Origin of the sequence: Pseudomonas sp. NPDC089752 (genome assembly GCF_044748725.1) — a bacterium.
Taxonomy (GTDB): Bacteria; Pseudomonadota; Gammaproteobacteria; order Pseudomonadales; family Pseudomonadaceae; genus Aquipseudomonas.
The window spans coordinates 176,783-200,575 of record NZ_JBIVGP010000005.1 but is presented as its reverse complement, the minus strand read 5'-3'; the positions used below and the strand labels follow the sequence as shown (position 1 = coordinate 200,575).

Genomic DNA, 23,793 nt, shown 5'->3' with positions numbered 1-23,793 from the left:
AAAGCTATGCGACGTATTGCAGTGATGGGCGCGGCAGGGCGGATGGGCAAGACCCTCATCGAGGCCGTGCAGCAAACCCCGGGTGCCGGGCTGACGGCGGCGATCGACCGCCCGGACAGCTCGCTGGTGGGGGCTGATGCTGGTGAGCTGGCGGCCCTGGGCCGGATCGGCGTGCTGCTGTCCGATGACCTGGCCAAGGTCGCCGACGAATTCGACGTGCTGATCGACTTCACCCACCCTTCGGTGACCCTGAAGAACCTGGCGTTCTGCCGCAAGCACGGCAAGGCGATGATCATCGGTACCACCGGTTTCTCTGTCGAGGAGAAGCAGTTGCTGGCCGAGGCGGGCAAGGACATCCCAATTGTGTTCGCTGCCAACTTCAGCGTCGGCGTCAACCTCAGCCTCAAGCTGCTGGACATGGCGGCGCGGGTGCTGGGCGACGATGTCGACATCGAGATCATCGAGGCGCATCACCGGCACAAGGTCGATGCACCGTCGGGGACCGCGCTGCGCATGGGTGAAGTGGTTGCCAATGCGCTTGGGCGGGACCTGCAGGAAGTGGCGGTGTATGGCCGTGAAGGGCAGACCGGCGCGCGTGATCGCAAGACCATTGGTTTCGCAACCGTGCGTGCCGGTGATGTGGTTGGTGATCACACTGTGTTGTTCGCTGCTGAAGGTGAGCGTCTGGAGATCACTCACAAGGCCTCCAGCCGCATGACCTTTGCCAAGGGTGCGGTGCGTGCCGCGCTGTGGCTGGATGGGCGTGAGGCGGGTCTGTACGACATGCAGGATGTGCTGGAGCTGCGTTGATCCTTCAGATCGGCGGGGTTCTTTTCGCGGATGAATCCGCTCCTACACGGTTTTTCGATATACCTGTAGGAGCGGATTCATCCGCGAGGGGACATCACGGTTCATCGCCTCTGTCGCAATCATGTGTTTTAGAGGCACATTTACGGTAGACCCAAAAAGCACTTTTCTGTAAGCTACAGCTTTAGTGTGTCCACTAAAAGCGCGCAGCGAATTGAATTCAGCACATGAAAGCGGGGTGACGTGTCCATACGTCACTCCGCTTTTTTGCAACCTGCGATCGCCCTTTCATGCTTGATTTACGGGAGGTCTTCTTGACAAAGCCAGCCATACTCGCCCTTGCCGACGGCAGTATTTTTCGCGGTGAAGCCATTGGTGCCGACGGTCAGACCGTTGGTGAGGTGGTATTCAACACCGCTATGACCGGCTACCAGGAAATCCTTACAGACCCTTCCTACTCGCAGCAAATCGTTACCCTGACCTATCCGCACATCGGCAACACCGGGACCACCCCGGAAGACGCCGAATCGAACCGTGTCTGGTCCGCTGGCCTGGTCATCCGTGACCTGCCGCTGCTGGCCAGCAACTGGCGTAACACCCAGTCGCTGCCTGACTACCTGAAGGCCAACAATGTCGTCGCCATCGCTGGCATCGACACCCGCCGCCTGACCCGTATCCTGCGTGAAAAGGGCGCTCAGAACGGTTGCATCCTCGCCGGTGACGACATCAGCGAAGAAGCCGCCATCGCCGCTGCCCGCGCCTTCCCAGGCCTGAAGGGCATGGACCTGGCCAAGGTCGTTTCCACCAAGGAGCGTTACGAGTGGCGCTCCAGCGTGTGGGAGCTGAAAACCGACAGCCACCCGACCATCGACGCTTCCGAGCTGCCGTACCACGTGGTCGCTTTCGACTACGGCGTCAAGCTGAACATCCTGCGCATGCTGGTCGCCCGTGGCTGCCGCGTGACCGTGGTGCCTGCCCAGACCCCGGCCAGCGAAGTGCTCGCGCTCAACCCCGATGGCGTGTTCCTGTCCAACGGCCCTGGTGATCCGGAGCCTTGCGACTACGCCATCCAGGCGATCAAAGAGATCCTCGAAACCGAGATCCCGGTGTTCGGCATCTGCCTCGGCCACCAGCTGCTGGCCCTGGCCTCCGGTGCCAAGACCGTGAAGATGGGCCACGGCCACCACGGTGCCAACCACCCGGTCCAGGACCTGGACACCGGCGTGGTCATGATCACCAGCCAGAACCACGGTTTCGCCGTCGACGAAGCCACCCTGCCGGGCAACGTCCGCGCCATTCACAAGTCGCTGTTCGACGGCACCCTGCAGGGTATCGAGCGTACCGACAAGAGCGCGTTCAGCTTCCAGGGCCACCCTGAAGCGAGCCCAGGCCCGACCGACGTCGCGCCACTGTTCGATCGTTTCACCGATGCCATGGCCAAGCGCCGCTGAGCATCCTGCATCAAGGCCCCGGGGCGGCATCTGCCGCGCCCGGCCGCGCCTGACCCAGATTGTTCAAGACGGCTTGCCGACTGACCCGCGGATTTGAGTGACAACCATGCCAAAACGTACAGACATCAAAAGCATCCTGATTCTCGGCGCTGGCCCGATCGTGATCGGCCAGGCCTGCGAATTCGACTACTCCGGCGCCCAGGCTTGCAAAGCCCTGCGTGAGGAAGGTTTCCGCGTCATCCTGGTGAACTCCAACCCGGCCACCATCATGACCGACCCGGCCATGGCCGACGCCACCTACATCGAGCCGATCAAGTGGCAGTCGGTGGCCAAGATCATCGAGAAAGAGCGCCCGGACGCCGTGCTGCCGACCATGGGTGGCCAGACCGCACTGAACTGCGCCCTGGACCTGGAGCGCCACGGCGTTCTGGAGAAGTTCGGCGTCGAGATGATCGGTGCCAACGCCGACACCATCGACAAGGCCGAAGACCGTTCGCGCTTCGACAAGGCGATGAAGGACATTGGCCTTGAGTGCCCGCGCTCCGGTATCGCCCACAGCATGGAAGAGGCCAATGCGGTCCTCGAGAAGCTCGGCTTCCCATGCATCATTCGCCCATCGTTCACCATGGGCGGCACTGGCGGCGGTATCGCCTACAACCGTGAAGAATTCGAAGAAATCTGCACCCGTGGTCTGGACCTGTCGCCGACCAAGGAGCTGCTGATCGACGAATCGCTGATCGGCTGGAAAGAGTACGAGATGGAAGTGGTCCGCGACAAAAAGGACAACTGCATCATCGTCTGCTCGATCGAGAACTTCGACCCGATGGGCGTGCACACCGGCGACTCGATCACCGTTGCTCCAGCGCAGACCTTGACCGACAAGGAATACCAGATCATGCGCAACGCCTCGCTGGCGGTGCTGCGTGAAATCGGCGTCGAAACCGGCGGCTCCAACGTGCAGTTCGGTATCTGCCCGAACACTGGCCGCATGGTCGTCATCGAGATGAACCCGCGGGTATCGCGTTCGTCCGCCCTGGCGTCGAAGGCCACCGGCTTCCCGATCGCCAAGATCGCCGCGAAGCTTGCCATCGGTTACACCCTGGATGAGCTGCAGAACGACATCACCGGCGGCCGCACCCCGGCGTCCTTCGAGCCGTCGATCGACTACGTCGTCACCAAGCTGCCGCGCTTCGCCTTCGAGAAATTCCCGAAAGCCGACGCCCGCCTGACCACCCAGATGAAATCTGTCGGTGAAGTCATGGCCATCGGCCGTACCTTCCAGGAATCCCTGCAGAAAGCCCTGCGCGGCCTGGAAGTCGGTGCCTGCGGTCTGGACCCGAAAGTCGACCTGGCCAGCCCAGAGGCTGCCAGCATCCTCAAGCGCGAGCTGACCGTGCCGGGTGCCGAGCGTATCTGGTACGTGGCCGACGCCATGCGTTCGGGCATGACCTGCGAAGAAATCTTCGCCCTGACCGGCATCGACATGTGGTTCCTGGTGCAGATGGAAGATCTGATCAAGGAAGAAGAGAAGGTCAAGACCCTGGCCCTGTCGGCCATCGACAAGGCCATGATGCTGCGCCTCAAGCGCAAGGGCTTCTCTGACCAGCGCCTGGCCGTTCTGCTCGGCATCACCGACAAGAACCTGCGCCGTCATCGCCACAAACTGGAAGTGTTCCCGGTCTACAAGCGCGTCGACACCTGCGCCGCCGAGTTCGCCACCGACACCGCCTACCTGTACTCCACCTATGAGGAAGAGTGCGAGGCCAACCCGTCGACCCGCGACAAGATCATGATCCTGGGTGGCGGCCCCAACCGTATCGGCCAAGGCATCGAGTTCGACTACTGCTGCGTACACGCAGCCCTTGCGCTGCGTGAAGACGGTTACGAGACCATCATGGTCAACTGCAACCCGGAAACCGTCTCCACCGACTACGACACCTCCGACCGCCTGTACTTCGAGCCGCTGACCCTGGAAGACGTGCTGGAAGTCTGCCGCGTCGAGAAGCCGAAGGGCGTGATCGTCCACTACGGCGGCCAGACCCCGCTGAAACTGGCGCGCGCCCTGGAAGAAGCCGGCGTACCGATCATCGGTACCAGCCCGGACGCCATCGACCGTGCCGAAGACCGTGAGCGCTTCCAGCAGATGGTTCAGCGCCTGAACCTGCTGCAGCCGCCAAACGCTACCGTGCGCAGCGAAGACGAAGCCATCCGCGCTGCCGGCGGCATCGGTTACCCGCTGGTGGTTCGCCCGTCCTACGTACTGGGCGGCCGTGCCATGGAGATCGTCTACGAGCTGGACGAACTCAAGCGCTACCTGCGTGAAGCCGTACAAGTGTCCAACGACAGCCCGGTACTGCTCGACCACTTCCTCAACTGCGCCATCGAGATGGACGTGGATGCGGTCTGCGACGGCACTGATGTGGTGATCGGCGCGATCATGCAGCACATCGAACAGGCCGGTGTTCACTCCGGTGACTCGGCGTGCTCGCTGCCGCCGTACTCGCTGAGCAAGGAAGTCCAGGACCAGGTTCGCGAGCAGGTCAAGAAAATGGCCCTGGAGCTGGGCGTTGTCGGCCTGATGAACGTGCAGCTGGCCCTGCAGGGCGACAAGATCTACGTGATCGAAGTCAACCCACGTGCCTCGCGTACCGTACCGTTCGTTTCCAAGTGCATCGGTACCTCGCTGGCGATGATCGCTGCCCGTGTAATGGCGGGTAAAACCCTGAAAGAGCTGGGCTTCACCCAGGAAATCATCCCGAACTTCTACAGCGTCAAGGAAGCCGTCTTCCCGTTCGCCAAGTTCCCAGGGGTTGACCCGATCCTCGGCCCTGAGATGAAATCGACCGGTGAAGTCATGGGTGTCGGCGACAGCTTCGGTGAAGCGTTCGCCAAGGCTCAGATGGGTGCCAGCGAAGTGCTGCCAACTGGCGGTACCGCGTTCATCAGCGTGCGTGACGACGACAAGCCACAAGTGGCTGGCGTTGCCCGCGACCTGATCGCCCTGGGCTTCGAAGTGGTTGCCACTGCAGGTACCGCCAAGGTGATCGAAGCGGCCGGCCTGAAAGTGCGCCGCGTGAACAAGGTGACCGAGGGCCGCCCGCACGTGGTCGACATGATCAAGAACGACGAAGTGTCGCTGATCATCAACACCACCGAAGGTCGCCAGTCGATCGCCGATTCCTACTCGATTCGTCGCAATGCGCTGCAGCACAAGATCTACTGCACCACTACCATTGCGGCCGGTGAAGCCATCTGCGAAGCGTTGAAATTCGGCCCTGAAAAGACCGTTCGTCGCTTGCAGGATCTGCATGCAGGACTCAAAGCATGAGCATTACCAAGTACCCGATGACCGTCCAGGGCGCTCGCGCCCTGGAAGAGGAGCACCTGTTCCTGAGCAAGACCGAGCGCCCGCGCCTGAGCCAGGCCATCGGTGAAGCGCGTGAGCTGGGCGACCTCAAGGAAAACGCCGAATACCATGCCGCTCGTGAAGAGCAGGGCATGGTCGAGGCGCGTATCCGTGATATCGAAGGCCGCCTGCAGAACGCGGTGGTGATCGACGTGACCACCATTGCCCATACCGGCAAGGTCATCTTCGGTACCACTGTGGAGCTGGCCAATACCGAGACTGACGAGCGGGTGAAATACCAGATCGTTGGCGAAGATGAAGCTGACGTGAAAAAGGGCAAGCTTTCGAGCAGCGCCCCTATCGCCCGTGCGATCATCGGCAAGGAAGAAGGCGACGTCGTCGTCATCAAGACGCCAAGTGGCACGGTCGAGTACGAGATTGTCGAAGTCCAGCACATCTGACCGGCGCCTGCGGGCGCCATCCCTCGAGGGGATCCTCTGGCAACTGGCCCAGGTTTTCTGGGTCGGCGGCCTGTGGGTGTTCCATGTAGGGCTGGTGCCGGCGCTCAAGGTCAGTGGCCTGGCACCTTTGCTGGTGCAGGACATCGCCGGGCAGATCGACCGCTGGTTGATTGGCGTGGCGCTGTTGGGGTTACTGACCCAGCTTGCCGTTCTGGCGAGGGTGGATGGCCTGGCGGCCTGGTGGCGGCAATTTCGCGGCCAGATGTTGTTGCTGGGGTTTGCAGCCTGTGTGGGGTACTACACCTTGCGCTACGGTATCTCGGTCGGCGAACGCTGGCAGATGTTCTGCTTCCTGGTGCTGGGTTTTTCCGGCATCGTGCTGGTGGCCCAGCCGGTTCCGGTCAGGGCGCGCAAGGCGCGCCACTGATCGGCGCCACCCTTACTTGTAGCGGTGGATGTTGGACAGCTGCTTGTTAGGCTGTGGGTTCTTGCGGTAAATCAGCGCTTTCTTGCCGATGGTCTGCACCAGCTCGGCGCGGCCAGCCTTGCACAATTCTGCGATGGTTTCGGCGCGCTCTTCGCGATCTTCCGAACGAATTTCGACCTTGATCAGCTCATGGTCGACCAGTGCGCGCTCCAGTTCAGCGATCACGCCTTCATTCAAACCGTTGCCCGCAACGATCAGGACCGGCTTCAGGTCATGACCAATGGACTTGTATTGCTTCTTCTGCTCGTTATTGAGCGGCATAATCTGACCCTTTCCGTCTGATTCTGTAAAATTGACCGGCATTTTACCCGAGGGCCACCGGCTCCGCCCAGTCAATCACGACGCATATCATCGAGGTGCCCCGTGGTACAACGTTCCAAAAGCAGCGCAAACTGGTTGCGCGAGCATTTCAATGACCCTTTTGTAAAACAGGCGCAGAAGGACGGCTACCGCTCGCGCGCGAGCTACAAGCTGCTTGAGATCCAGGAGAAAGACCGCCTGATCCGCCCTGGCATGAGCGTGATCGACCTGGGCGCGGCCCCAGGCGGGTGGTCGCAGGTGACCAGTCGTCTGATTGGTGGTCAGGGCCGCCTGATCGCCTCCGACATCCTGGAAATGGACTCGATTCCCGACGTGACCTTCATCCAGGGCGACTTCACCACGGACGAAGTGCTGCAGCAGATCCTCGAAGCCGTCGGTGATTCGCACGTAGACCTTGTGATTTCCGACATGGCCCCCAATATGAGTGGTACGCCTGAAGTGGACATGCCGCGCGCCATGTTCCTCTGTGAGTTGGCGCTTGACCTGGCAACCCGTGTGCTCAAGCCGGGTGGTGATTTCCTCATCAAGATTTTCCAGGGCGAAGGCTTCGACATGTACCTGAAGGACGTGCGTACCAAGTTCGACAAGGTACAGATGCGCAAACCGTCCTCTTCGCGTGACCGTTCGCGTGAACAGTACCTGCTGGGCAAGGGCTTCAAAGGCGTATGAAAGGCGTGCTGCGGGGTGGCCGATAGTTATTTCCAATCGGCCCTCCCGTCTGGATCGTCCGAACTTCGTGTAGTCTAGGTTTCACAAAGGGTTACAGACGGTGCCTGCGGATGCGTAGGTAATGTAGTAAGTTAGGGCGATGAATATCATGCGAGGCACGGCTGCGTCGTGCGCCGGCCTCAGAGGGTAGCGAATTGAACGACATGGCAAAGAATCTGATCCTGTGGTTGATCATCGCAGCTGTCCTGGTGACAGTGATGAACAACTTCTCCAGCCCTAACGAGCCGCAGACCCTCAACTACTCCGACTTCATCCAGCAGGTCAAGGATGGCAAGGTCGAGCGTGTGACCGTCGACGGCTACATCATTACCGGCAAGCGCGCCGACGGCGACAACTTCAAGACCGTTCGCCCGGCCATTACCGACAACGGCCTGATCGGCGATCTGGTCGACAACCACGTGGTCGTCGAAGGCAAGCAGCCAGAACAGCAGAGCATCTGGACTCAGCTGCTGGTAGCGAGCTTCCCGATCCTGGTGATCATCGCCGTGTTCATGTTCTTCATGCGCCAGATGCAAGGCGGTGCAGGCGGCAAGGGCGGGCCGATGAGCTTTGGCAAGAGCAAGGCGCGCCTGCTGTCCGAAGACCAGGTCAAGACCACCCTGGCCGACGTCGCAGGCTGCGACGAAGCCAAGGAAGAGGTCGGCGAGCTGGTCGAATTCCTGCGCGATCCGGGCAAGTTCCAGCGCCTGGGTGGCCGCATCCCGCGCGGCGTGCTGATGGTCGGCCCGCCCGGTACCGGTAAGACCTTGCTGGCCAAGGCCATCGCCGGTGAAGCCAAGGTGCCGTTCTTCACCATTTCCGGTTCTGACTTCGTCGAAATGTTCGTGGGTGTCGGTGCAAGCCGCGTCCGCGACATGTTCGAGCAGGCCAAGAAGCACGCGCCGTGCATCATCTTCATCGACGAAATCGACGCCGTCGGTCGCCACCGTGGCGCCGGCATGGGCGGCGGTCATGACGAGCGTGAGCAGACCCTCAACCAATTGCTGGTTGAGATGGACGGCTTCGAAATGAACGACGGCATCATCGTTATCGCTGCCACCAACCGTCCGGACGTTCTGGACCCGGCACTGCTTCGTCCTGGTCGCTTCGACCGTCAGGTTGTGGTTGGCCTGCCGGACATCCGTGGCCGCGAGCAGATCCTCAAGGTGCACATGCGCAAGGTACCGGTTGGCGAGAACGTCAACCCGGCGGTCATTGCCCGTGGTACCCCTGGCTTCTCCGGTGCCGACCTGGCCAACCTGGTCAACGAGGCTTCGCTGTTTGCCGCGCGTTCCAACAAGCGCCTGGTCGAGATGAAAGAGTTCGAACTGGCAAAAGACAAGATCATGATGGGCGCCGAGCGCAAGACCATGGTCATGTCCGAGAAAGAAAAGAAAAACACTGCCTATCACGAGGCCGGTCACGCCATCGTCGGTCGCCTGGTGCCAGAGCACGACCCGGTCTACAAGGTTTCGATCATTCCTCGTGGTCGCGCCCTGGGTGTGACCATGTTCCTGCCCGAGGAAGACCGCTATAGCCTCTCCAAGCGCGCGCTGATCAGCCAGATCTGTTCGCTGTATGGTGGCCGTATCGCCGAAGAAATGACCCTGGGCTTCGATGGTGTCACCACGGGTGCTTCCAACGACATCATGCGCGCCAGCCAGCTGGCCCGGAACATGGTCACCAAGTGGGGCCTGTCCGAGAAGCTCGGCCCGCTGATGTACGCAGAAGAAGAGGGTGAGGTATTCCTCGGTCGCAGCGCGGGCAGCCAGCATGCCAGCGTCTCCGGTGAGACGGCCAAGCTGATCGATTCCGAAGTGCGCAGCATCATCGACCAGTGCTACGCCACGGCCAAGCAACTGCTGATCGACAACCGCGACAAACTCGAAGCGATGACCGAAGCGCTGATGAAGTACGAGACCATCGATGCCGATCAGATCGACGACATCATGGCCGGTCGTACGCCACGCGAACCGCGTGATTGGGATGACGACAAAGATTCGGGCACGCCTGCTGCCCAGAACGATCGTCCGGAATCGCCGATTGGCGGCCCAGCGGCTCAACACTAAGGGCGTCTATGAGCTCCAAGCTGTACCCGACCCGGTTGCCTTGCGGCAACCGGGTTCTTGATTTGTCCCGAACCCATGTCATGGGCATCCTCAACATCACCCCTGACTCCTTCTCCGACGGTGGTCGCTTCAGCCAGCGCGACGAGGCGCTGCGCCATGCCGAAGCGATGGTTGCGGCGGGTGCTACCCTGATCGACATCGGTGGTGAGTCGACACGCCCCGGTGCGCGGGCAGTGTCGGTAACCGAAGAGCTCGAGCGGGTGGCGCCGATGGTCGAGGCCATCAACAGCCGCCTCGATGTGGTGATCTCGGTCGATACTTCTACGCCAGCAGTCATGCGCGAATCGGCTCGGCTAGGTGCCGGCCTGATCAACGATGTGCGCGCCCTGGAGCGCGATGGCGCCCTCGACGCCGCAGCGGATACCGGCTTGCCGGTGTGCCTGATGCACATGCGTGGCGAGCCGGGAAATATGCAGGACGATCCGCACTACGAAGATGTAACCGCTGATGTAACGCGCTATCTTGAACAGCGTATGGCCGCTTGTGCAGCGGCGGGCATCGGTGCCGAACGGATCGTTCTCGACCCGGGCTTCGGGTTCGCCAAGACCTTGGCGCACAACCTTAGCCTGTTCAAACACCTGGAAGCGCTTTATCGCCTTGGGCGCCCTCTGCTGGTGGGCGTTTCACGCAAGAGCATGATCGGCCTGACGTTGAATCGCCCAGTCGATGAGCGGCTGTACGGCAGCCTGGCGCTGGCGGCGTTGGCCATGACCAAGGGCGCAAGTATTCTGCGCGTCCATGATGTGGCCGAGACCGTTGATATCGTGCGCATGATTGCCGCAGTCCAGAATGCCGAATAAGAGCATTGGAGTTCCTATGAGCAGAAAATATTTTGGTACCGACGGCATCCGTGGCCGCGTCGGCGAATACCCGATCACGCCAGACTTCATGTTGAAGCTGGGATGGGCGGCAGGCATGGCTTTCCGCAAGCAGGGTAACTGCCGCGTACTGGTGGGCAAGGACACGCGCATTTCCGGTTACATGTTCGAGTCCGCGCTCGAAGCCGGCTTGTCCGCCGCAGGTGCCGACGTGATGCTGCTCGGGCCCATGCCGACGCCAGCCATCGCCTACCTGACCCGCACCTTCCATGCCGAAGCAGGCATCGTCATCAGTGCGTCGCACAACCCGCACGATGACAACGGCATCAAATTCTTCTCCGGCCAGGGCACCAAGCTGCCGGACGAAATCGAGTTGATGATCGAGGAGCTGCTTGACCAGCCGATGACGGTGGTCGATTCGAGCAAGCTGGGCAAGGTTTCGCGCATCAACGATGCCGCAGGCCGCTACATCGAATTCTGCAAGAGCAGCGTACCGACCAGCACCAGCTTCGAGGGCCTCAAGCTGGTGGTCGATTGCGCCCATGGCGCGACCTACAAGGTTGCGCCGAGCGTATTCCGCGAGCTGGGTGCTGACGTCACGGTGCTGCATGCGCAGCCAGATGGTCTCAACATCAATGAAAACTGCGGTTCGACCCATATCGAGTCGCTGCAGGCTGCCGTGCTGGTAGGGCACGCTGATCTGGGCATCGCGTTCGATGGCGATGGCGACCGGGTGCTGATGGTCGACCATACCGGCACCATCGTCGACGGTGACGAGTTGCTGTTCATCATTGCCCGAGACCTGCACGAGCGCGGCAAACTGCAGGGCGGTGTGGTTGGCACCCTGATGAGCAACCTGGGCCTGGAGCTGGCCCTCAAAGACCTGGATATCCCGTTCGTGCGGGCCAAGGTCGGCGACCGTTACGTCATGGCTGAGCTGCTTGAGCGCAACTGGCTGGTGGGTGGCGAGAACTCCGGGCATGTCGTGTGCTGCAACCACACCACCACTGGCGATGCGATCATCGCTGCGCTTCAGGTGCTGCTATCGCTGAAACGCCGGGGTGAAACCCTGGCACAAGCCCGTCAGGCGCTGCGCAAGTGCCCGCAGGTGCTGATCAACGTGCGCTTCGGTGCGAGCAAGGTAGACCCGCTGGAGCACCCTGCGGTCAAGGAGGCCAGTGCCAAGGCGACCGAGGACATGGCGGGGCGGGGGCGTGTACTGTTGCGCAAGTCCGGGACCGAGCCACTGGTGCGAGTGATGGTCGAAGGCGATGACGAAAACCAGGTGCGCGGACACGCCGAAGCCCTGGCCAAGCTGGTCGCTGAAGTTTGTGTCTGAATTGGGCTTGCCAGCGCAGATCGGGTTGGGTAAGATCTGCGCCCACTTTGACCGACGAGGTAAAGCATGCGTCGCCCCATGGTAGCTGGTAACTGGAAGATGCACGGTACCCGCGCCAGCGTCGCTGAGCTGATCCAGGGTTTGGGCAATATGCCCGTGCCACACGGTGTTGAAGTCGCGGTGTTTCCGCCGTCGCTGTTCATCAACCAGGTTGTTGATGGCCTGCACGGCAAGGGGATCACTGTCGGAGCACAGAATTCTGCAGTAAAGCCCGAACAGGGTGCGTTGACCGGTGAAGTTGCACCGAGTCAGCTGGTTGAAGCAGGTTGCAAGTTGGTGCTGATTGGCCACTCCGAACGCCGCCAGATTATTGGTGAAAGTGAAGAGGTGCTGAAAGACAAGTTTGCAGCCGCTCAACTTAGTGGTTTAATGCCGGTGCTCTGTGTAGGGGAAACCCTTGAAGAGCGCGAAGCGGGCAAGACGCTCGAAGTTGTCGGGCGTCAACTAAGCAGTATCATCGACGCGTTCGGTGTTAAGGCTTTTGCCAGTGCGGTTATTGCTTATGAGCCGGTTTGGGCCATTGGCACAGGTTTGACGGCTTCGCCTCAACAGGCTCAGGATGTGCATGCTGCCATCCGGGCGCAGTTGGCGGCCGAAGACGCCGAAGTTGCAGAAAACGTGCAGCTTCTCTACGGCGGTAGCGTGAAGGCGGCCAATGCGGCCGAACTGTTCGGCATGCCGGATATCGATGGGGGGCTCATTGGTGGAGCATCCCTGAACGCAGACGAATTCGGTGCAATTTGTCGCGCCGCAGGAAACTGAACAAATGCTGGAAACAGTCATCGTTGTTTTTCATCTGTTGGCAGCGCTGTCGCTTGTAGTGCTGGTACTGTTGCAACAGGGTAAAGGTGCGGAAGCAGGTGCATCTTTCGGCGCAGGTGCTTCTAATACTGTGTTCGGGAGTCAAGGCTCGGCAACGTTCCTAAGTAAATTCACTGCAATACTCGCTGCCACTTTCTTTTTGACAGCACTTGGGTTAGGATACTTCGCGAAGCAACAAGCTCACCAGCTTAGCCAAGCAGGTCTTCCAGATCCCGCAGTATTGGAAGTGAAAGAGCAGAAGCCGGCAGTCAATGATGATGTACCGGTGCTCCAGCAGCAGAAGAGTGAAACCACCAACTCTGGTGATGTACCTCCTCCGGCAGAAGAGCAGAAGTAACGGGTTTCAAATGTAGTATTGCCGAGGTGGTGGAATTGGTAGACACGCAACCTTGAGGTGGTTGTGCCCATAGGGTGTAGGGGTTCGAGTCCCCTTCTCGGTACCAATTGAAGCTTGAGAGCCCGCTTTAGCGGGCTTTCTTGCAGGTGGAAGTTGGATTGACCCAGCAACGGGTTCGGTCTTATACTTTCGCCCCAGCTTTGTCGCGGGGTGGAGCAGCTTGGTAGCTCGTCGGGCTCATAACCCGAAGGTCGTTGGTTCAAATCCAGCCCCCGCAACCAGCTTCAGCGGAGCCCCTTTTCAGGGGCTTTTTGCTAGCCGAACAGTTTTCGGCGTCGTTGTCCAACGGCGCTTTCAGGGATGGGCGCTTCGCCCATTTTTTATTTGCACAGCATGCACGAGGGGGTTCAGGTGTCGAGCAAGCTAGAACAGTTGCAGGCCTTGTTGGCCCCGGTTGTCGAGGGTCTGGGCTATCAGTGCTGGGGGATCGAGTACGTTTCCCAGGGTAAGCATTCGGTATTGCGCATCTACATCGACAAGGAAGGCGGCATCCTGGTGGAGGACTGCGAAGCGGTCAGCCGTCAGGCCAGCGCCATTCTTGATGTGGAAGATCCGATCAGCAGTGAATACACCCTTGAGGTGTCCTCTCCTGGCATGGATCGCCCGCTGTTCACACTGGAACAGTTTGCCTCGCATGCCGGCGAACAAGTGAAGATCAAGCTGCGTACGCCCTTCGAGGGTCGTCGTAACTTCCAGGGCCTTCTCCGCGGTGTGGAGGAGCAGGATGTGGTGGTCCAGGTGGACAATCACGAGTTCCTGTTGCCGATCGACTCGATCGACAAGGCCAATATTATTCCCAGTTTTGACTGAGACGTGCCGGGCCCGGCGGACTATCCGGGCCCAATGGCTTGCGCAAGGCGAGGCGTACGATGAGCAAAGAAGTACTGCTGGTTGTTGAATCGGTATCCAACGAAAAAGGTGTACCGCCCGGCGTCATTTTCGAAGCGCTGGAAGTGGCCCTGGCTACTGCAACCAAAAAACGTTTTGAAGACGAAGTCGATCTGCGTGTGGAAATCAACCGCCACACCGGTAGCTACGAGACGTTCCGTCGCTGGACCGTGGTCGACGAGAACGACCTGGACGATCCAGCGATCGAAACCTGGCTGGACAAGATCAAGGACACTCACCCGGAAGCGAAAGTCGGTGATGTGATCGAAGAAAAGATCGAGTCCATCGAATTCGGTCGTATCGCCGCCCAGACCGCCAAGCAGGTCATCGTGCAGAAGGTCCGTGAGGCCGAGCGCGCCCAGGTGGTCGACGCCTACCGCGAACGCGTTGGCGAGATCATCTCCGGCACCGTGAAAAAGGTCACCCGCGACAACGTCATCGTCGACCTGGGCAACAACGCCGAGGCGCTGCTGGCCCGCGAAGACATCATTCCACGTGAGACCTTCCGGGTTGGCGTGCGCCTGCGTGCGCTGCTCAAGGAGATCCGCACCGAGAACCGTGGTCCACAGCTGATCCTGTCGCGCACCGCGCCGCAGATGCTGATCGAGCTGTTCCGCATCGAAGTGCCGGAAATCGCCGAAGGCCTCATCGAAGTCATGGCCGCCTCCCGTGATCCGGGGTCGCGTGCCAAGATAGCCGTCCGCTCCAAGGACAAGCGTATCGATCCGCAAGGTGCCTGTATCGGCATGCGTGGTTCGCGCGTCCAGGCCGTATCCGGAGAGTTGGGTGGTGAGCGTGTGGATATCGTCCTGTGGGACGATAACCCGGCGCAATTTGTCATCAACGCCATGTCGCCGGCCGAAGTCGCGGCGATCATCGTTGATGAAGATGCCCATGCAATGGACATCGCCGTCGCCGAGGACAACCTGGCCCAGGCCATTGGCCGTGGCGGTCAGAACGTTCGTCTGGCCAGTCAACTGACTGCCTGGACCCTGAACGTGATGACCGAGAAGGACATCCAGGCCAAGCAGCAGGCAGAAACCGGTGACATCCTGCGCAATTTCATCGATGAACTGGAAGTCGACGAGGAGCTGGCCCAAGTGCTGGTCGACGAAGGCTTTACCAGCCTCGAAGAAATTGCCTACGTACCGTTGGAAGAAATGCTCAACATCGATGGCTTTGACGAGGAAATCGTCAATGAGCTCCGCGCTCGAGCCAAGGACCGTTTGTTGACCAAGGCCATCGCTACCGAAGAAAAACTGGCAGACGCCCATCCGGCCGAAGACCTGCTCTCCCTCGAGGGCATGGACAAGGACCTGGCGGCGGAACTGGCGGTGCGCGGCGTGGTTAACCGCGAAGACCTGGCCGAGCAGTCGATTGACGACCTGCTCGACATCGACGGCATCGACGAAGAGCGTGCCGGCAAGTTGATCATGGCCGCCCGAGCCCACTGGTTCGAGTAATTAGGCGCGGCCTGAGGAGAGAAGTGCATGACGCAAGTCACGGTGAAAGAACTGGCCCAAGAGGTCGAGGCACCGGTTGAGCGCCTGCTGCAGCAGATGCGTGAGGCAGGTCTGCCGCACACCGACGCCGGTCAGGTAGTGACCGACAATGAGAAGCAGACCCTGCTGACTCATTTGAAGAGCAGCCACAAGAGCAAGGCGGAAGAGCCGCGCAAGATTACCTTGCAGCGCAAGACCACCAGCACCCTGCGTGTCGCCGGTAGCAAGAGCATCAGCGTAGAAGTACGCAAGAAGAAAGTATTCGTTCAGCGCAGCCCGGAAGAAATCCAGGCTGAGCAGAAGCGTGAGCAGGACGAGCGCCGCGCGGCTGAAAATGCCGCTCGCGACAAGGTCGAGGCCGAAGTTCGCCAGCGCAACGAAGAACAGGCCCGTCGCCAGTCGGCCGAAGCAGCTGCCGCTGCACCGGCGCCGGCTGCCAAGGCTGCTCCGGCCCCTGCCGCTGCCCCGGCTCCAGTAGTCGCCGACGCACCTGCGTCGGAAGACGCCGCTGCCCGTGCCGCAGAGCGCAAGAAGGACGAGACCCGTCGCAACGAAAGCCGCACTCGCGATGACGACCGTCGTCGCGGCGAGGCGCCGCGTGTGTCGATCAAGGTCAAGGTCAAGGAGAAGGAAAAAGCGCCGACTCCACGTGCCGCTCCGCGCACTACCGACGAAGAGAGCGATGGCGGTCGTCGTGGTCGTGGTGGCAAGAGCAAGCTGAAGAAGCGTAATCAGCATGGCTTCCAGAACCCGACTGGCCCCGTCATCCGTGACGTGACCATCGGCGAGACCATCACCGTTTCGGAGCTTGCCAACCAGATGTCCGTCAAGGGCGCTGAAGTGGTCAAGTTCATGTTCAAGATGGGTACTCCGGTCACCATCAACCAGGTGCTCGACCAGGAAACCGCTCAGCTGATCGCCGAAGAGCTGGGCCACAAGGTCACCCTGATCAGCGACACCGCCCTGGAAGACTCCCTGGCCGAATCGCTGAAGTTCGAAGGCAAGGCCGAATCGCGGGCCCCGGTCGTCACCGTCATGGGTCACGTTGACCATGGCAAGACCTCGCTGCTCGACTACATCCGTCGTGCCAAGGTTGCCGCTGGCGAAGCCGGTGGTATCACCCAGCACATCGGTGCCTACCACGTGGAAACCGACCGCGGCATGGTCACCTTCCTCGATACCCCGGGCCACGCTGCGTTTACCCAGATGCGTGCCCGTGGTGCCAAGGCGACCGACATCGTCATCCTGGTGGTGGCGGCGGACGACGGCGTGATGCCGCAGACCCGTGAAGCTGTTCAGCATGCCAAGGCAGCTGGCGTTCCGCTGGTCGTTGCAGTGAACAAGATCGACAAACCGGGTGCCGACCTCGATCGCATCCGTAACGAGCTGTCCGTCGAAGGCGTGACCTCCGAGGAATGGGGTGGTGACACGCCGTTCGTCAAGGTTTCGGCGAAGATGGGTACCGGTGTCGACGAACTGCTTGAAGCCGTACTGCTGCAGGCCGAAGTCCTCGAGCTGACCGCCACGCCGACCGCTCCAGGTCGTGGTGTGGTCGTCGAATCGCGCCTGGACAAGGGCCGTGGCCCAGTGGCGACCATCCTGGTTCAGGACGGTACCCTGCGCCAGGGCGACATGGTCCTGTGTGGTTCCAACTATGGCCGCGTGCGTGCCATGCTCGACGAGAACGGCAAGCCTGTGAAGGAAGCCGGCCCGTCGATCCCGGTCGAGATCCTCGGCCTCGACGGTACTCCGGAAGCCGGTGACGAGCTGTCCGTGGTTGCCGACGAGAAGAAAGCTCGCGAAGTTGCCCTGTTCCGTCAAGGCAAGTACCGCGAGGTCAAGCTGGCCCGTGCTCACGCCGGCAAGCTGGAAAACATCTTCGAGACCATGGGTCAGGAAGAGAAGAAGACCCTCAACATCGTCCTCAAGACCGACGTGCGCGGTTCCCTGGAAGCACTGCAGGGTTCGCTCGGTGGCCTGGGCAACGACGAAGTTCAGGTGCGCGTCATCGGTGGCGGCGTCGGTGGTATCACCGAGAGCGATGCCAACCTGGCGCTGGCGTCCAACGCGGTGCTGTTCGGCTTCAACGTGCGTGCCGATGCCGGTGCGCGCAAGATCGTCGAGCAGGAAGGTCTGGATATGCGTTACTACAACGTGATCTACGACATCATCGAAGACGTCAAGAAAGCCCTGACCGGCATGCTCGGCAGCGATGTTCGCGAGAACATCCTGGGTGTCGCCGAAGTGCGTGACGTGTTCCGTTCGCCGAAGTTCGGCGCCATCGCTGGCTGTATGGTCATCGAGGGTACCGTGTACCGCAACCGTCCGATCCGCGTACTGCGCGACGACGTTGTGATCTTCGAAGGCGAGCTGGAATCGCTGCGTCGCTTCAAGGACGACGCTTCCGAAGTGCGTTCGGGCATGGAGTGCGGTATTGGCGTCAAGAGCTACAACGACGTCAAGGTCGGCGACAAGATCGAAGTCTTCGAGAAAGTCCAGGTTGCTCGTACCCTTTAAGGGCGGGCATGGCGCCAGCCCCCGCCGCAGGGCGGTGGGCAGCGCCTCAGTAGGTAGCGCCCGGTCAGGCTTCAGCCTGACCGGGCGTTTGCCGCTTTAAGTTACAGGTAGCAAGAATGGCCAAAGAATACAGCCGTACCCAACGTATCGGAGATCAGATGCAGCGCGAGCTGGCAGAGCTGATCCGCCGTGAAGTCAAAGACCCCCGCGTCGGCCTGGTGACCATCACCGCCGTGGACGTCAGCCGCGACCTGGGCCATGCCAAGGTCTTCATCACCGTCATGGGCGAAGAAACCCCGGACGCCGTGCAGCAGTCGCTCAAGGCGCTGAACAGCGCTGCCAGCTTCCTGCGCCTGCACCTGGGCCGCTCGATGCAGCTGCGCAGCGTGCCGCAGCTGCACTTCCACTTCGATGAAAGCGTCAGCCGTGGTGTTCACCTGTCGGCGCTGATCGAGCGTGCAGTGGCCGAAGACCGCCTGCACAAGGATGCCGACGAGCAGGACACCAAGGAGTAAGCGGTGGCCCAGGTCAAAAGTATCCGCCGCAACGTCAGCGGCATCATCCTGCTCGACAAGCCGCTGGGGTTCACCTCCAACGCCGCCCTGCAGAAAGTCCGCTGGTTGCTCAACGCAGAAAAGGCCGGCCACACCGGCAGCCTCGACCCACTGGCCACCGGCGTGCTGCCGCTGTGCTTCGGTGAGGCGACCAAGTTCTCGCAGTACCTGCTCGATTCCGACAAGGGCTACGAAACCGTCATGCAACTGGGGCAGACTACCAATACTGCCGACGCTGAAGGCGAGGTTTTGCAGACCCGCGAGGTGACCGTTGGTCGTGCCGACATCGAGGCGCTGCTGCCACGTTTTCGCGGCCCGATCAGCCAGATACCGCCGATGTACTCGGCGCTCAAGCGTGATGGCCAGCCGCTTTACAAACTGGCACGTGCAGGAGAGGTAGTGGAGCGCGAGCCGCGTTCTGTTACTATTGGCCGCTTGGAGTTGCTCGAGTGCGAAGGCACCCGTGCACGGTTGAGCGTAGGTTGCAGCAAAGGCACCTATATCCGCACCCTGGTGGAGGATATCGGCGAGGCCCTTGGCTGCGGCGCCTATGTTGCCGAGCTGCGCAGGACCCACGCCGGCCCCTTCGAGCTGGCCCAGACCGTAACCCTCGAAGAACTCGAACAGGCCCACGCCGAAGGCGGCAACGAAGCGCTCGATCGCTTCCTGATGCCCTCCGACAGTGGCCTGCAGGATTGGCCGTTGGTTGGCCTCTCCGAGCACAGTGCGTTCTACTGGCTGCATGGCCAGGCGGTACGCGCCCCGGATGCGCCGCAGTTCGGCATGGTCCGGGTACAGGATCACAACGGTCGCTTCATCGGTATCGGTGAAGTGAGCGAAGACGGGCGCATTGCGCCGCGTCGACTGATTCGGTCGGAATGATCGAAACCGCAGGTCAGGGTTTGTGCCCGAGCCTGTGGATACAAGGGTGGCTGTCAGTAGGCACGGTCACACCTTTTTTATTAATACAGGGATTTGTCCCTGGCCTATTGGACCCGTTCGCGGGTTCCGTTATCAGGAGAAGCCTCATGGCCCTCAGCGTTGAAGAAAAAGCTCAAATCGTTACCGACTTCCAGCAAGCTGCTGGCGACACTGGTAGCCCGGAAGTTCAGGTCGCTCTGCTGACCGCGAACATCAACAAGCTGCAAGGCCACTTCAAGGCCAACGGTAAAGACCACCACTCGCGTCGTGGCCTGATCCGCATGGTTAACCAGCGTCGTAAGCTGCTGGACTACCTGAAGGGCAAAGACACCACTCGTTACAGCGCCCTGATCGGTCGCCTGGGCCTGCGTCGCTAATAGCGGCCTGGTCAGTGGTGTGCATGGCGTGTCGCAGGCTTCGCAGGGGCTGCTTTGCAGCACTTGTGTCGGACACGCCACGCGTATCTTCGAGGTTGGCAGCCTGGCAATGTTGAGCGGATTTTCCGCTTGGCGCCAGGCTCCCAGCCTCGTGTTGTATCTGGACGGTCAACGGGGCCGATTCCCTGTTCTGCCCAAGAATTCGCAAGAAACCAGTTCCCCCAGAGCCACTGAAGAAGGTAGGAAACCGTGAACCCGGTAATCAAGAAATTCCAGTTCGGTCAATCGACCGTTACGCTCGAAACGGGCCGCATCGCCCGTCAGGCCTCCGGCGCCGTGCTGGTCACCGTCGACAACGATGTCACCGTGCTGGTGACCGTGGTCGGTGCCAAGCATGCCGACCCGAGCAAAGGCTTCTTCCCGCTGTCCGTGCACTACCAGGAAAAGACCTACGCCGCAGGCAAGATTCCAGGTGGCTTCTTCAAGCGTGAAGGCCGCCCATCCGAAAAAGAAACCCTGACTTCGCGCCTGATCGACCGTCCGATCCGCCCGCTGTTCCCTGAAGGTTTCATGAACGAAGTGCAGGTCGTCTGCACCGTCGTTTCCACCAGCAAGAAGACCGATCCTGACATCGCTGCGATGATCGGTACCTCGGCTGCCCTGGCGATCTCCGGCATTCCGTTCGAAGGCCCGATCGGCGCTGCCCGCGTTGCTTTCCACGAAAGCACCGGTTACCTGCTGAACCCGACTTACGAGCAACTGGCTGCCTCGAGCCTGGACATGGTCGTTGCCGGTACCGCCGACGCCGTGCTGATGGTTGAGTCGGAAGCCAAAGAGCTGACCGAAGACCAGATGCTGGGCGCCGTACTGTTCGCCCACGATGAATTCCAGGCCGTTATCCAGGCTGTCAAAGAGCTGGCTGCCGAAGCTGCCAAGCCGACCTGGGACTGGAAACCCGCCGCTGCCAACACCGAGCTGTTCAACGCCATCCGCGCTGAATTCGGCGAGGCTGTTTCCCAGGGCTACACCATCACCGTCAAGGCCGACCGCTACGCGCGCCTGGGCGAGCTGCGCGATCAGGCGATCGCCAAGTTCTCCGGTGAGGAAGGCCAGCCATCGGCCGGCGAAGTGAAAGAAATCTTCGGCGAGATCGAATACCGCACCGTTCGCGAAAACATCGTCAACGGCAAGCCGCGTATCGATGGTCGTGACACCAAGACCGTGCGCCCGCTGAACATCGAAGTCGGCGTACTGCCGAAAACTCATGGTTCGGCCCTGTTCACCCGTGGCGAAACCCAGGCCCTGGTCGTCGCGACCCTGGGTACTGCGCGTGACGCACAGCTGCTGGACACTCTCGAAGGCGAGAAGAAAGACCCCTTCATGCTGCACTACAACTTCCCACCGTTCTCGGTAGGCGAGTGTGGCCGCATGGGCGGTGCAGGCCGTCGCGAAATCGGCCACGGCCGTCTGGCCCGCCGTTCGGTCCAGGCCATGCTGCCTGCCGCTGACGTGTTCCCGTACACCATTCGTGTGGTTTCGGAAATCACCGAGTCCAACGGCTCCAGCTCCATGGCTTCGGTCTGCGGTGCTTCCCTGGCCCTGATGGACGCCGGTGTACCGATGAAGGCACCGGTTGCCGGTATCGCCATGGGCCTGGTCAAAGAAGGCGAGAAGTTCGCCATCCTGACCGACATCCTCGGTGACGAAGACCACCTGGGCGACATGGACTTCAAGGTTGCCGGTACCGCCAAAGGCGTTACCGCACTGCAGATGGACATCAAGATCAACGGCATCACCGAAGAGATCATGGAAATCGCCCTGGGCCAGGCCCTGGAAGCGCGCCTGAACATCCTCGGCCAGATGAACCAGATCATCGGTCAATCGCGTACCGAGCTGTCGGCCAACGCACCGACCATGATCGCGATGAAGATCGACACCGACAAGATCCGTGACGTCATCGGCAAAGGCGGCGCCACCATCCGCGCCATCTGCGAAGAAACCAAGGCTTCGATCGACATCGAAGACGACGGCTCGATCAAGATCTTCGGCGAAACCAAGGAAGCGGCAGAGGCAGCTCGCCAGCGCGTTCTGGGTATCACTGCCGAGGCCGAGATCGGCAAGATCTACGTGGGCAAGGTCGAGCGTATCGTCGACTTCGGCGCCTTCGTCAACATCCTGCCGGGCAAAGACGGTCTGGTGCACATCTCCATGCTCAGCGATGCGCGCGTAGAGAAGGTCACCGACATTCTGAAAGAAGGTCAGGAAGTCGAAGTACTGGTACTGGACGTGGATAACCGCGGCCGTATCAAGCTGTCGATCAAGGACGTAGCTGCGGCCAAGGCCTCGGGCGTGTAAGCGACTGCTGAGGCGGTAACAAAAGGGCTCCTTCGAGGGGCCCTTTTTTATTGGCTGTAGGGAACCATTTGCGTACTTGCATCTTGCACGCAGTTTTCTCTCAAGACTTGCAAATTGCACGATCGATGAACGCACGGAGTTGATCTAAGTCATTGATTTATAAGGAATCAAGCGAAGCGGAAAAGCTGGCACAGCCCCTGCAACTACCTTCATACCTGCCGCCAGGACTAACGGCGCAGACCTTTCGAATAAACAGGAGTGACCCACATGAAGAAGTTCGCCATTGCTGCCGCTACTGCTACCGCTCTGACCCTGACCATGGCTAACGCGGCTCTCGCCCAGCAGTCCACCCAGGCCCCAATGACGCTGGCTGCCGGTGAAGTGACTGAAGCCAAAGAAGCTACTTCCGATACCTGGATCACCACCAAGGTCAAAGCAGACCTGCTGACCGAAAAAGGCATCCCAGGCTCTGATATCAAAGTAGAAACCAACAAAGGCGTGGTGTCGCTGTCGTCGACTACCGCTGTGACCGATTCCCAGAAAGAGATGGCCGTTGCCATCACCAAGAAGATCAAAGGCGTGAAAGCCGTATCGGCTGACGGCCTGAAAGCCGAATAAGGATTGTCCCGTCGGCCAAACGGATTTGGCCACTTTTCTACAAGAGCCCTGGCTTCGGCCAGGGCTTTTTCATGGGCGCTCAAAACAACGGATTGCGGGCTATCACGTCGCTTTCGAAGTATTCCTGTTGCGCAATCAGTGGTTCCACGAGCGGGCGGCTGTCGCGAAAGTGCGCCGTGCGGGTGTGCGCTTCATAAGCTTCATCGTCACGGTAGATCTCATACAGATAAATGACCTCCGGATCGGCCCGGTCCTGGGCCACATCGAACACCAGGCAGCCCGGCTCGGTGGCCACGGAAGCTGCGGCATTGACCTTGATGGCGGTGAGAAAAGCTTCCGCGCAGCCTGGCTTGACGCGGGTCTTGATGAAGAGACTGTACACAAAGCGATCCTTTTGTTTTAAATTCTAATTTGAATTGTATACAAAAATGGAGCCGCGCCTATGTCTGAATTACCTGCACGTCCCGGTCGCCTGAACGGCCTGCGCCATATCGCCCTGTTGGTGCCGAACCTGGAAGAGTGCGAGCGCTTCTATGTCGATGTGATGGGAATGGAAGTGCTGAACCGGGCCAATGAAGATCTGGTCTACCTGACCTGTGGCAACGACAACCTGTCGCTGGGCCGCGGGGCTGGGGCTGCCAATGGGCTGCAGACGTTGGACCACTATGGGTTCATCGTGGATACGGTGGAAGAGCTGGAGGCCTGGTATCAGTACTTCAAGGCGCGTGGGGTGACGCTGCTCGATCGGCCGTTCAACCATGGTGATGGAGCGCGGAGTTTCCATTTGCTGGACCCGGCGGGGAACAAGGTGCAGCCGCTGTATCACCCGGCGGTTTCGGGGCAGCGATTGGGGTGAACCTGCACCGGCCCTTCGCGGCTGAAGCCGCTCCTACAGGCCTGCGGGGTACCCGTAGG

At 60.5% G+C, this 23,793-nt stretch carries 22 protein-coding genes and 2 tRNA genes; 22 read left to right on the top strand and 2 right to left on the bottom strand.

Annotated elements, in window-relative coordinates; translation table 11 throughout:
- The first annotated feature begins 6 nt into the window (after window positions 1–6).
- From dapB to ACIPZF_RS10280, 5 genes are all read left to right on the top strand, one after another.
- Window positions 7–810, top strand: a complete 804-nt coding sequence (gene dapB, locus ACIPZF_RS10300) for a 4-hydroxy-tetrahydrodipicolinate reductase (RefSeq protein WP_400798508.1) — start codon at window positions 7–9, stop codon at window positions 808–810.
- Window positions 811–1,121: 311 nt separating this feature from the next.
- Window positions 1,122–2,258 carry a glutamine-hydrolyzing carbamoyl-phosphate synthase small subunit gene (gene carA, locus ACIPZF_RS10295; RefSeq protein WP_400798505.1) on the top strand — a complete coding sequence of 379 codons (1,137 nt, stop codon included), beginning with the start codon at window positions 1,122–1,124 and terminating at the stop codon, window positions 2,256–2,258.
- Window positions 2,259–2,364: 106 nt separating this feature from the next.
- Complete coding sequence (gene carB, locus ACIPZF_RS10290; RefSeq protein WP_400798504.1) at window positions 2,365–5,586, top strand: carbamoyl-phosphate synthase large subunit; 3,222 nt, start codon at window positions 2,365–2,367, stop codon at window positions 5,584–5,586.
- Window positions 5,583–6,065, top strand: a complete 483-nt coding sequence (gene greA / locus ACIPZF_RS10285; RefSeq protein ID WP_400798502.1) for a transcription elongation factor GreA — start codon at window positions 5,583–5,585, stop codon at window positions 6,063–6,065. The genes carB and greA overlap by 4 nt, the downstream gene beginning before the upstream one ends.
- Window positions 6,043–6,492, top strand: coding sequence for an MFS transporter (locus ACIPZF_RS10280; RefSeq protein ID WP_346615327.1), 450 nt, complete (start codon window positions 6,043–6,045; stop codon window positions 6,490–6,492). The genes greA and ACIPZF_RS10280 overlap by 23 nt, the downstream gene beginning before the upstream one ends.
- A gap of 12 nt (window positions 6,493–6,504) precedes the next feature.
- Here ACIPZF_RS10280 and yhbY read toward each other — a convergent pair whose 3' ends face one another.
- On the bottom strand, window positions 6,505–6,813 hold the full coding sequence (gene yhbY / locus ACIPZF_RS10275; protein WP_003249945.1) for a ribosome assembly RNA-binding protein YhbY: 309 nt from the start codon (window positions 6,811–6,813) through the stop codon (window positions 6,505–6,507).
- Between the two features lie 102 nt (window positions 6,814–6,915).
- On the opposite strand from yhbY, the gene rlmE reads away from it, so the two are divergent.
- The 16 genes from rlmE (at window position 6,916) to ACIPZF_RS10195 (ending at window position 22,878) form a co-directional block, all read left to right on the top strand.
- A complete protein-coding gene (gene rlmE, locus ACIPZF_RS10270; protein WP_400798500.1) occupies window positions 6,916–7,542 on the top strand; it encodes a 23S rRNA (uridine(2552)-2'-O)-methyltransferase RlmE in 627 nt (208 codons plus the stop codon).
- A 203-nt stretch (window positions 7,543–7,745) separates the two neighbouring features.
- Window positions 7,746–9,650, top strand: coding sequence for an ATP-dependent zinc metalloprotease FtsH (gene ftsH / locus ACIPZF_RS10265; RefSeq protein WP_400798498.1), 1,905 nt, complete (start codon window positions 7,746–7,748; stop codon window positions 9,648–9,650).
- Between the two features lie 8 nt (window positions 9,651–9,658).
- Window positions 9,659–10,510, top strand: a complete 852-nt coding sequence (gene folP, locus ACIPZF_RS10260) for a dihydropteroate synthase (protein WP_400798496.1) — start codon at window positions 9,659–9,661, stop codon at window positions 10,508–10,510.
- A gap of 16 nt (window positions 10,511–10,526) precedes the next feature.
- Window positions 10,527–11,867, top strand: coding sequence for a phosphoglucosamine mutase (glmM, locus tag ACIPZF_RS10255; protein WP_400798494.1), 1,341 nt, complete (start codon window positions 10,527–10,529; stop codon window positions 11,865–11,867).
- 66 nt (window positions 11,868–11,933) lie between these two features.
- Window positions 11,934–12,689, top strand: coding sequence for a triose-phosphate isomerase (tpiA, locus tag ACIPZF_RS10250; protein ID WP_400798491.1), 756 nt, complete (start codon window positions 11,934–11,936; stop codon window positions 12,687–12,689).
- A gap of 4 nt (window positions 12,690–12,693) precedes the next feature.
- Window positions 12,694–13,086, top strand: a complete 393-nt coding sequence (gene secG, locus ACIPZF_RS10245; RefSeq protein WP_400798488.1) for a preprotein translocase subunit SecG — start codon at window positions 12,694–12,696, stop codon at window positions 13,084–13,086.
- A gap of 20 nt (window positions 13,087–13,106) precedes the next feature.
- Window positions 13,107–13,192: transfer RNA gene (locus ACIPZF_RS10240), tRNA-Leu, on the top strand.
- A gap of 98 nt (window positions 13,193–13,290) precedes the next feature.
- Window positions 13,291–13,367: transfer RNA gene (locus ACIPZF_RS10235), tRNA-Met, on the top strand.
- A 130-nt stretch (window positions 13,368–13,497) separates the two neighbouring features.
- Window positions 13,498–13,956, top strand: a complete 459-nt coding sequence (gene rimP / locus ACIPZF_RS10230; protein ID WP_016391791.1) for a ribosome maturation factor RimP — start codon at window positions 13,498–13,500, stop codon at window positions 13,954–13,956.
- A gap of 59 nt (window positions 13,957–14,015) precedes the next feature.
- Window positions 14,016–15,497: a transcription termination factor NusA gene (gene nusA, locus ACIPZF_RS10225; protein ID WP_400798485.1), complete on the top strand. Its 1,482-nt coding sequence runs from the start codon at window positions 14,016–14,018 to the stop codon at window positions 15,495–15,497.
- 27 nt (window positions 15,498–15,524) lie between these two features.
- Entirely contained in the window at window positions 15,525–18,053 is a 2,529-nt protein-coding gene (gene infB, locus ACIPZF_RS10220) for a translation initiation factor IF-2 (RefSeq protein ID WP_400798483.1), read from the top strand.
- A 116-nt stretch (window positions 18,054–18,169) separates the two neighbouring features.
- Window positions 18,170–18,568, top strand: coding sequence for a 30S ribosome-binding factor RbfA (gene rbfA / locus ACIPZF_RS10215; protein ID WP_400798480.1), 399 nt, complete (start codon window positions 18,170–18,172; stop codon window positions 18,566–18,568).
- Between the two features lie 3 nt (window positions 18,569–18,571).
- Window positions 18,572–19,489 carry a tRNA pseudouridine(55) synthase TruB gene (gene truB / locus ACIPZF_RS10210; RefSeq protein ID WP_400798477.1) on the top strand — a complete coding sequence of 306 codons (918 nt, stop codon included), beginning with the start codon at window positions 18,572–18,574 and terminating at the stop codon, window positions 19,487–19,489.
- Window positions 19,490–19,635: 146 nt separating this feature from the next.
- On the top strand, window positions 19,636–19,905 hold the full coding sequence (gene rpsO, locus ACIPZF_RS10205; RefSeq protein WP_012274241.1) for a 30S ribosomal protein S15: 270 nt from the start codon (window positions 19,636–19,638) through the stop codon (window positions 19,903–19,905).
- 249 nt (window positions 19,906–20,154) lie between these two features.
- On the top strand, window positions 20,155–22,260 hold the full coding sequence (gene pnp, locus ACIPZF_RS10200) for a polyribonucleotide nucleotidyltransferase (protein ID WP_400798474.1): 2,106 nt from the start codon (window positions 20,155–20,157) through the stop codon (window positions 22,258–22,260).
- 267 nt (window positions 22,261–22,527) lie between these two features.
- Window positions 22,528–22,878, top strand: coding sequence for a BON domain-containing protein (locus ACIPZF_RS10195; RefSeq protein WP_400798472.1), 351 nt, complete (start codon window positions 22,528–22,530; stop codon window positions 22,876–22,878).
- A 79-nt stretch (window positions 22,879–22,957) separates the two neighbouring features.
- On the opposite strand, the gene ACIPZF_RS10190 is transcribed toward ACIPZF_RS10195, so the two are convergent.
- Window positions 22,958–23,260 (bottom strand): putative quinol monooxygenase, encoded by a 303-nt coding sequence (locus ACIPZF_RS10190; protein ID WP_400798469.1) that lies wholly within the window; start codon window positions 23,258–23,260, stop codon window positions 22,958–22,960.
- A gap of 60 nt (window positions 23,261–23,320) precedes the next feature.
- Here ACIPZF_RS10190 and ACIPZF_RS10185 point away from each other — a divergent pair, with 60 nt between their 5' ends.
- Complete coding sequence (locus ACIPZF_RS10185) at window positions 23,321–23,734, top strand: VOC family protein (protein ID WP_400798467.1); 414 nt, start codon at window positions 23,321–23,323, stop codon at window positions 23,732–23,734.
- Window positions 23,735–23,793: the final 59 nt, after the last annotated feature.

What these genes read in the sequence shown, in the direction of transcription:
- dapB (WP_400798508.1), top strand. Translation starts at nt 7, where the DNA reads ATGCGACGTATTGCAGTGATGGGCGCGGCAGGGCGGATGGGCAAGACC.
- carB (WP_400798504.1), top strand. Translation starts at nt 2,365, where the DNA reads ATGCCAAAACGTACAGACATCAAAAGCATCCTGATTCTCGGCGCTGGC.
- greA (WP_400798502.1), top strand. Translation starts at nt 5,583, where the DNA reads ATGAGCATTACCAAGTACCCGATGACCGTCCAGGGCGCTCGCGCCCTG.
- yhbY (WP_003249945.1), bottom strand. Translation starts at nt 6,813, where the DNA reads ATGCCGCTCAATAACGAGCAGAAGAAGCAATACAAGTCCATTGGTCAT.
- ftsH (WP_400798498.1), top strand. Translation starts at nt 7,746, where the DNA reads ATGGCAAAGAATCTGATCCTGTGGTTGATCATCGCAGCTGTCCTGGTG.
- folP (WP_400798496.1), top strand. Translation starts at nt 9,659, where the DNA reads ATGAGCTCCAAGCTGTACCCGACCCGGTTGCCTTGCGGCAACCGGGTT.
- glmM (WP_400798494.1), top strand. Translation starts at nt 10,527, where the DNA reads ATGAGCAGAAAATATTTTGGTACCGACGGCATCCGTGGCCGCGTCGGC.
- tpiA (WP_400798491.1), top strand. Translation starts at nt 11,934, where the DNA reads ATGCGTCGCCCCATGGTAGCTGGTAACTGGAAGATGCACGGTACCCGC.
- secG (WP_400798488.1), top strand. Translation starts at nt 12,694, where the DNA reads ATGCTGGAAACAGTCATCGTTGTTTTTCATCTGTTGGCAGCGCTGTCG.
- nusA (WP_400798485.1), top strand. Translation starts at nt 14,016, where the DNA reads ATGAGCAAAGAAGTACTGCTGGTTGTTGAATCGGTATCCAACGAAAAA.
- infB (WP_400798483.1), top strand. Translation starts at nt 15,525, where the DNA reads ATGACGCAAGTCACGGTGAAAGAACTGGCCCAAGAGGTCGAGGCACCG.
- rbfA (WP_400798480.1), top strand. Translation starts at nt 18,170, where the DNA reads ATGGCCAAAGAATACAGCCGTACCCAACGTATCGGAGATCAGATGCAG.
- rpsO (WP_012274241.1), top strand. Translation starts at nt 19,636, where the DNA reads ATGGCCCTCAGCGTTGAAGAAAAAGCTCAAATCGTTACCGACTTCCAG.
- ACIPZF_RS10195 (WP_400798472.1), top strand. Translation starts at nt 22,528, where the DNA reads ATGAAGAAGTTCGCCATTGCTGCCGCTACTGCTACCGCTCTGACCCTG.
- ACIPZF_RS10185 (WP_400798467.1), top strand. Translation starts at nt 23,321, where the DNA reads ATGTCTGAATTACCTGCACGTCCCGGTCGCCTGAACGGCCTGCGCCAT.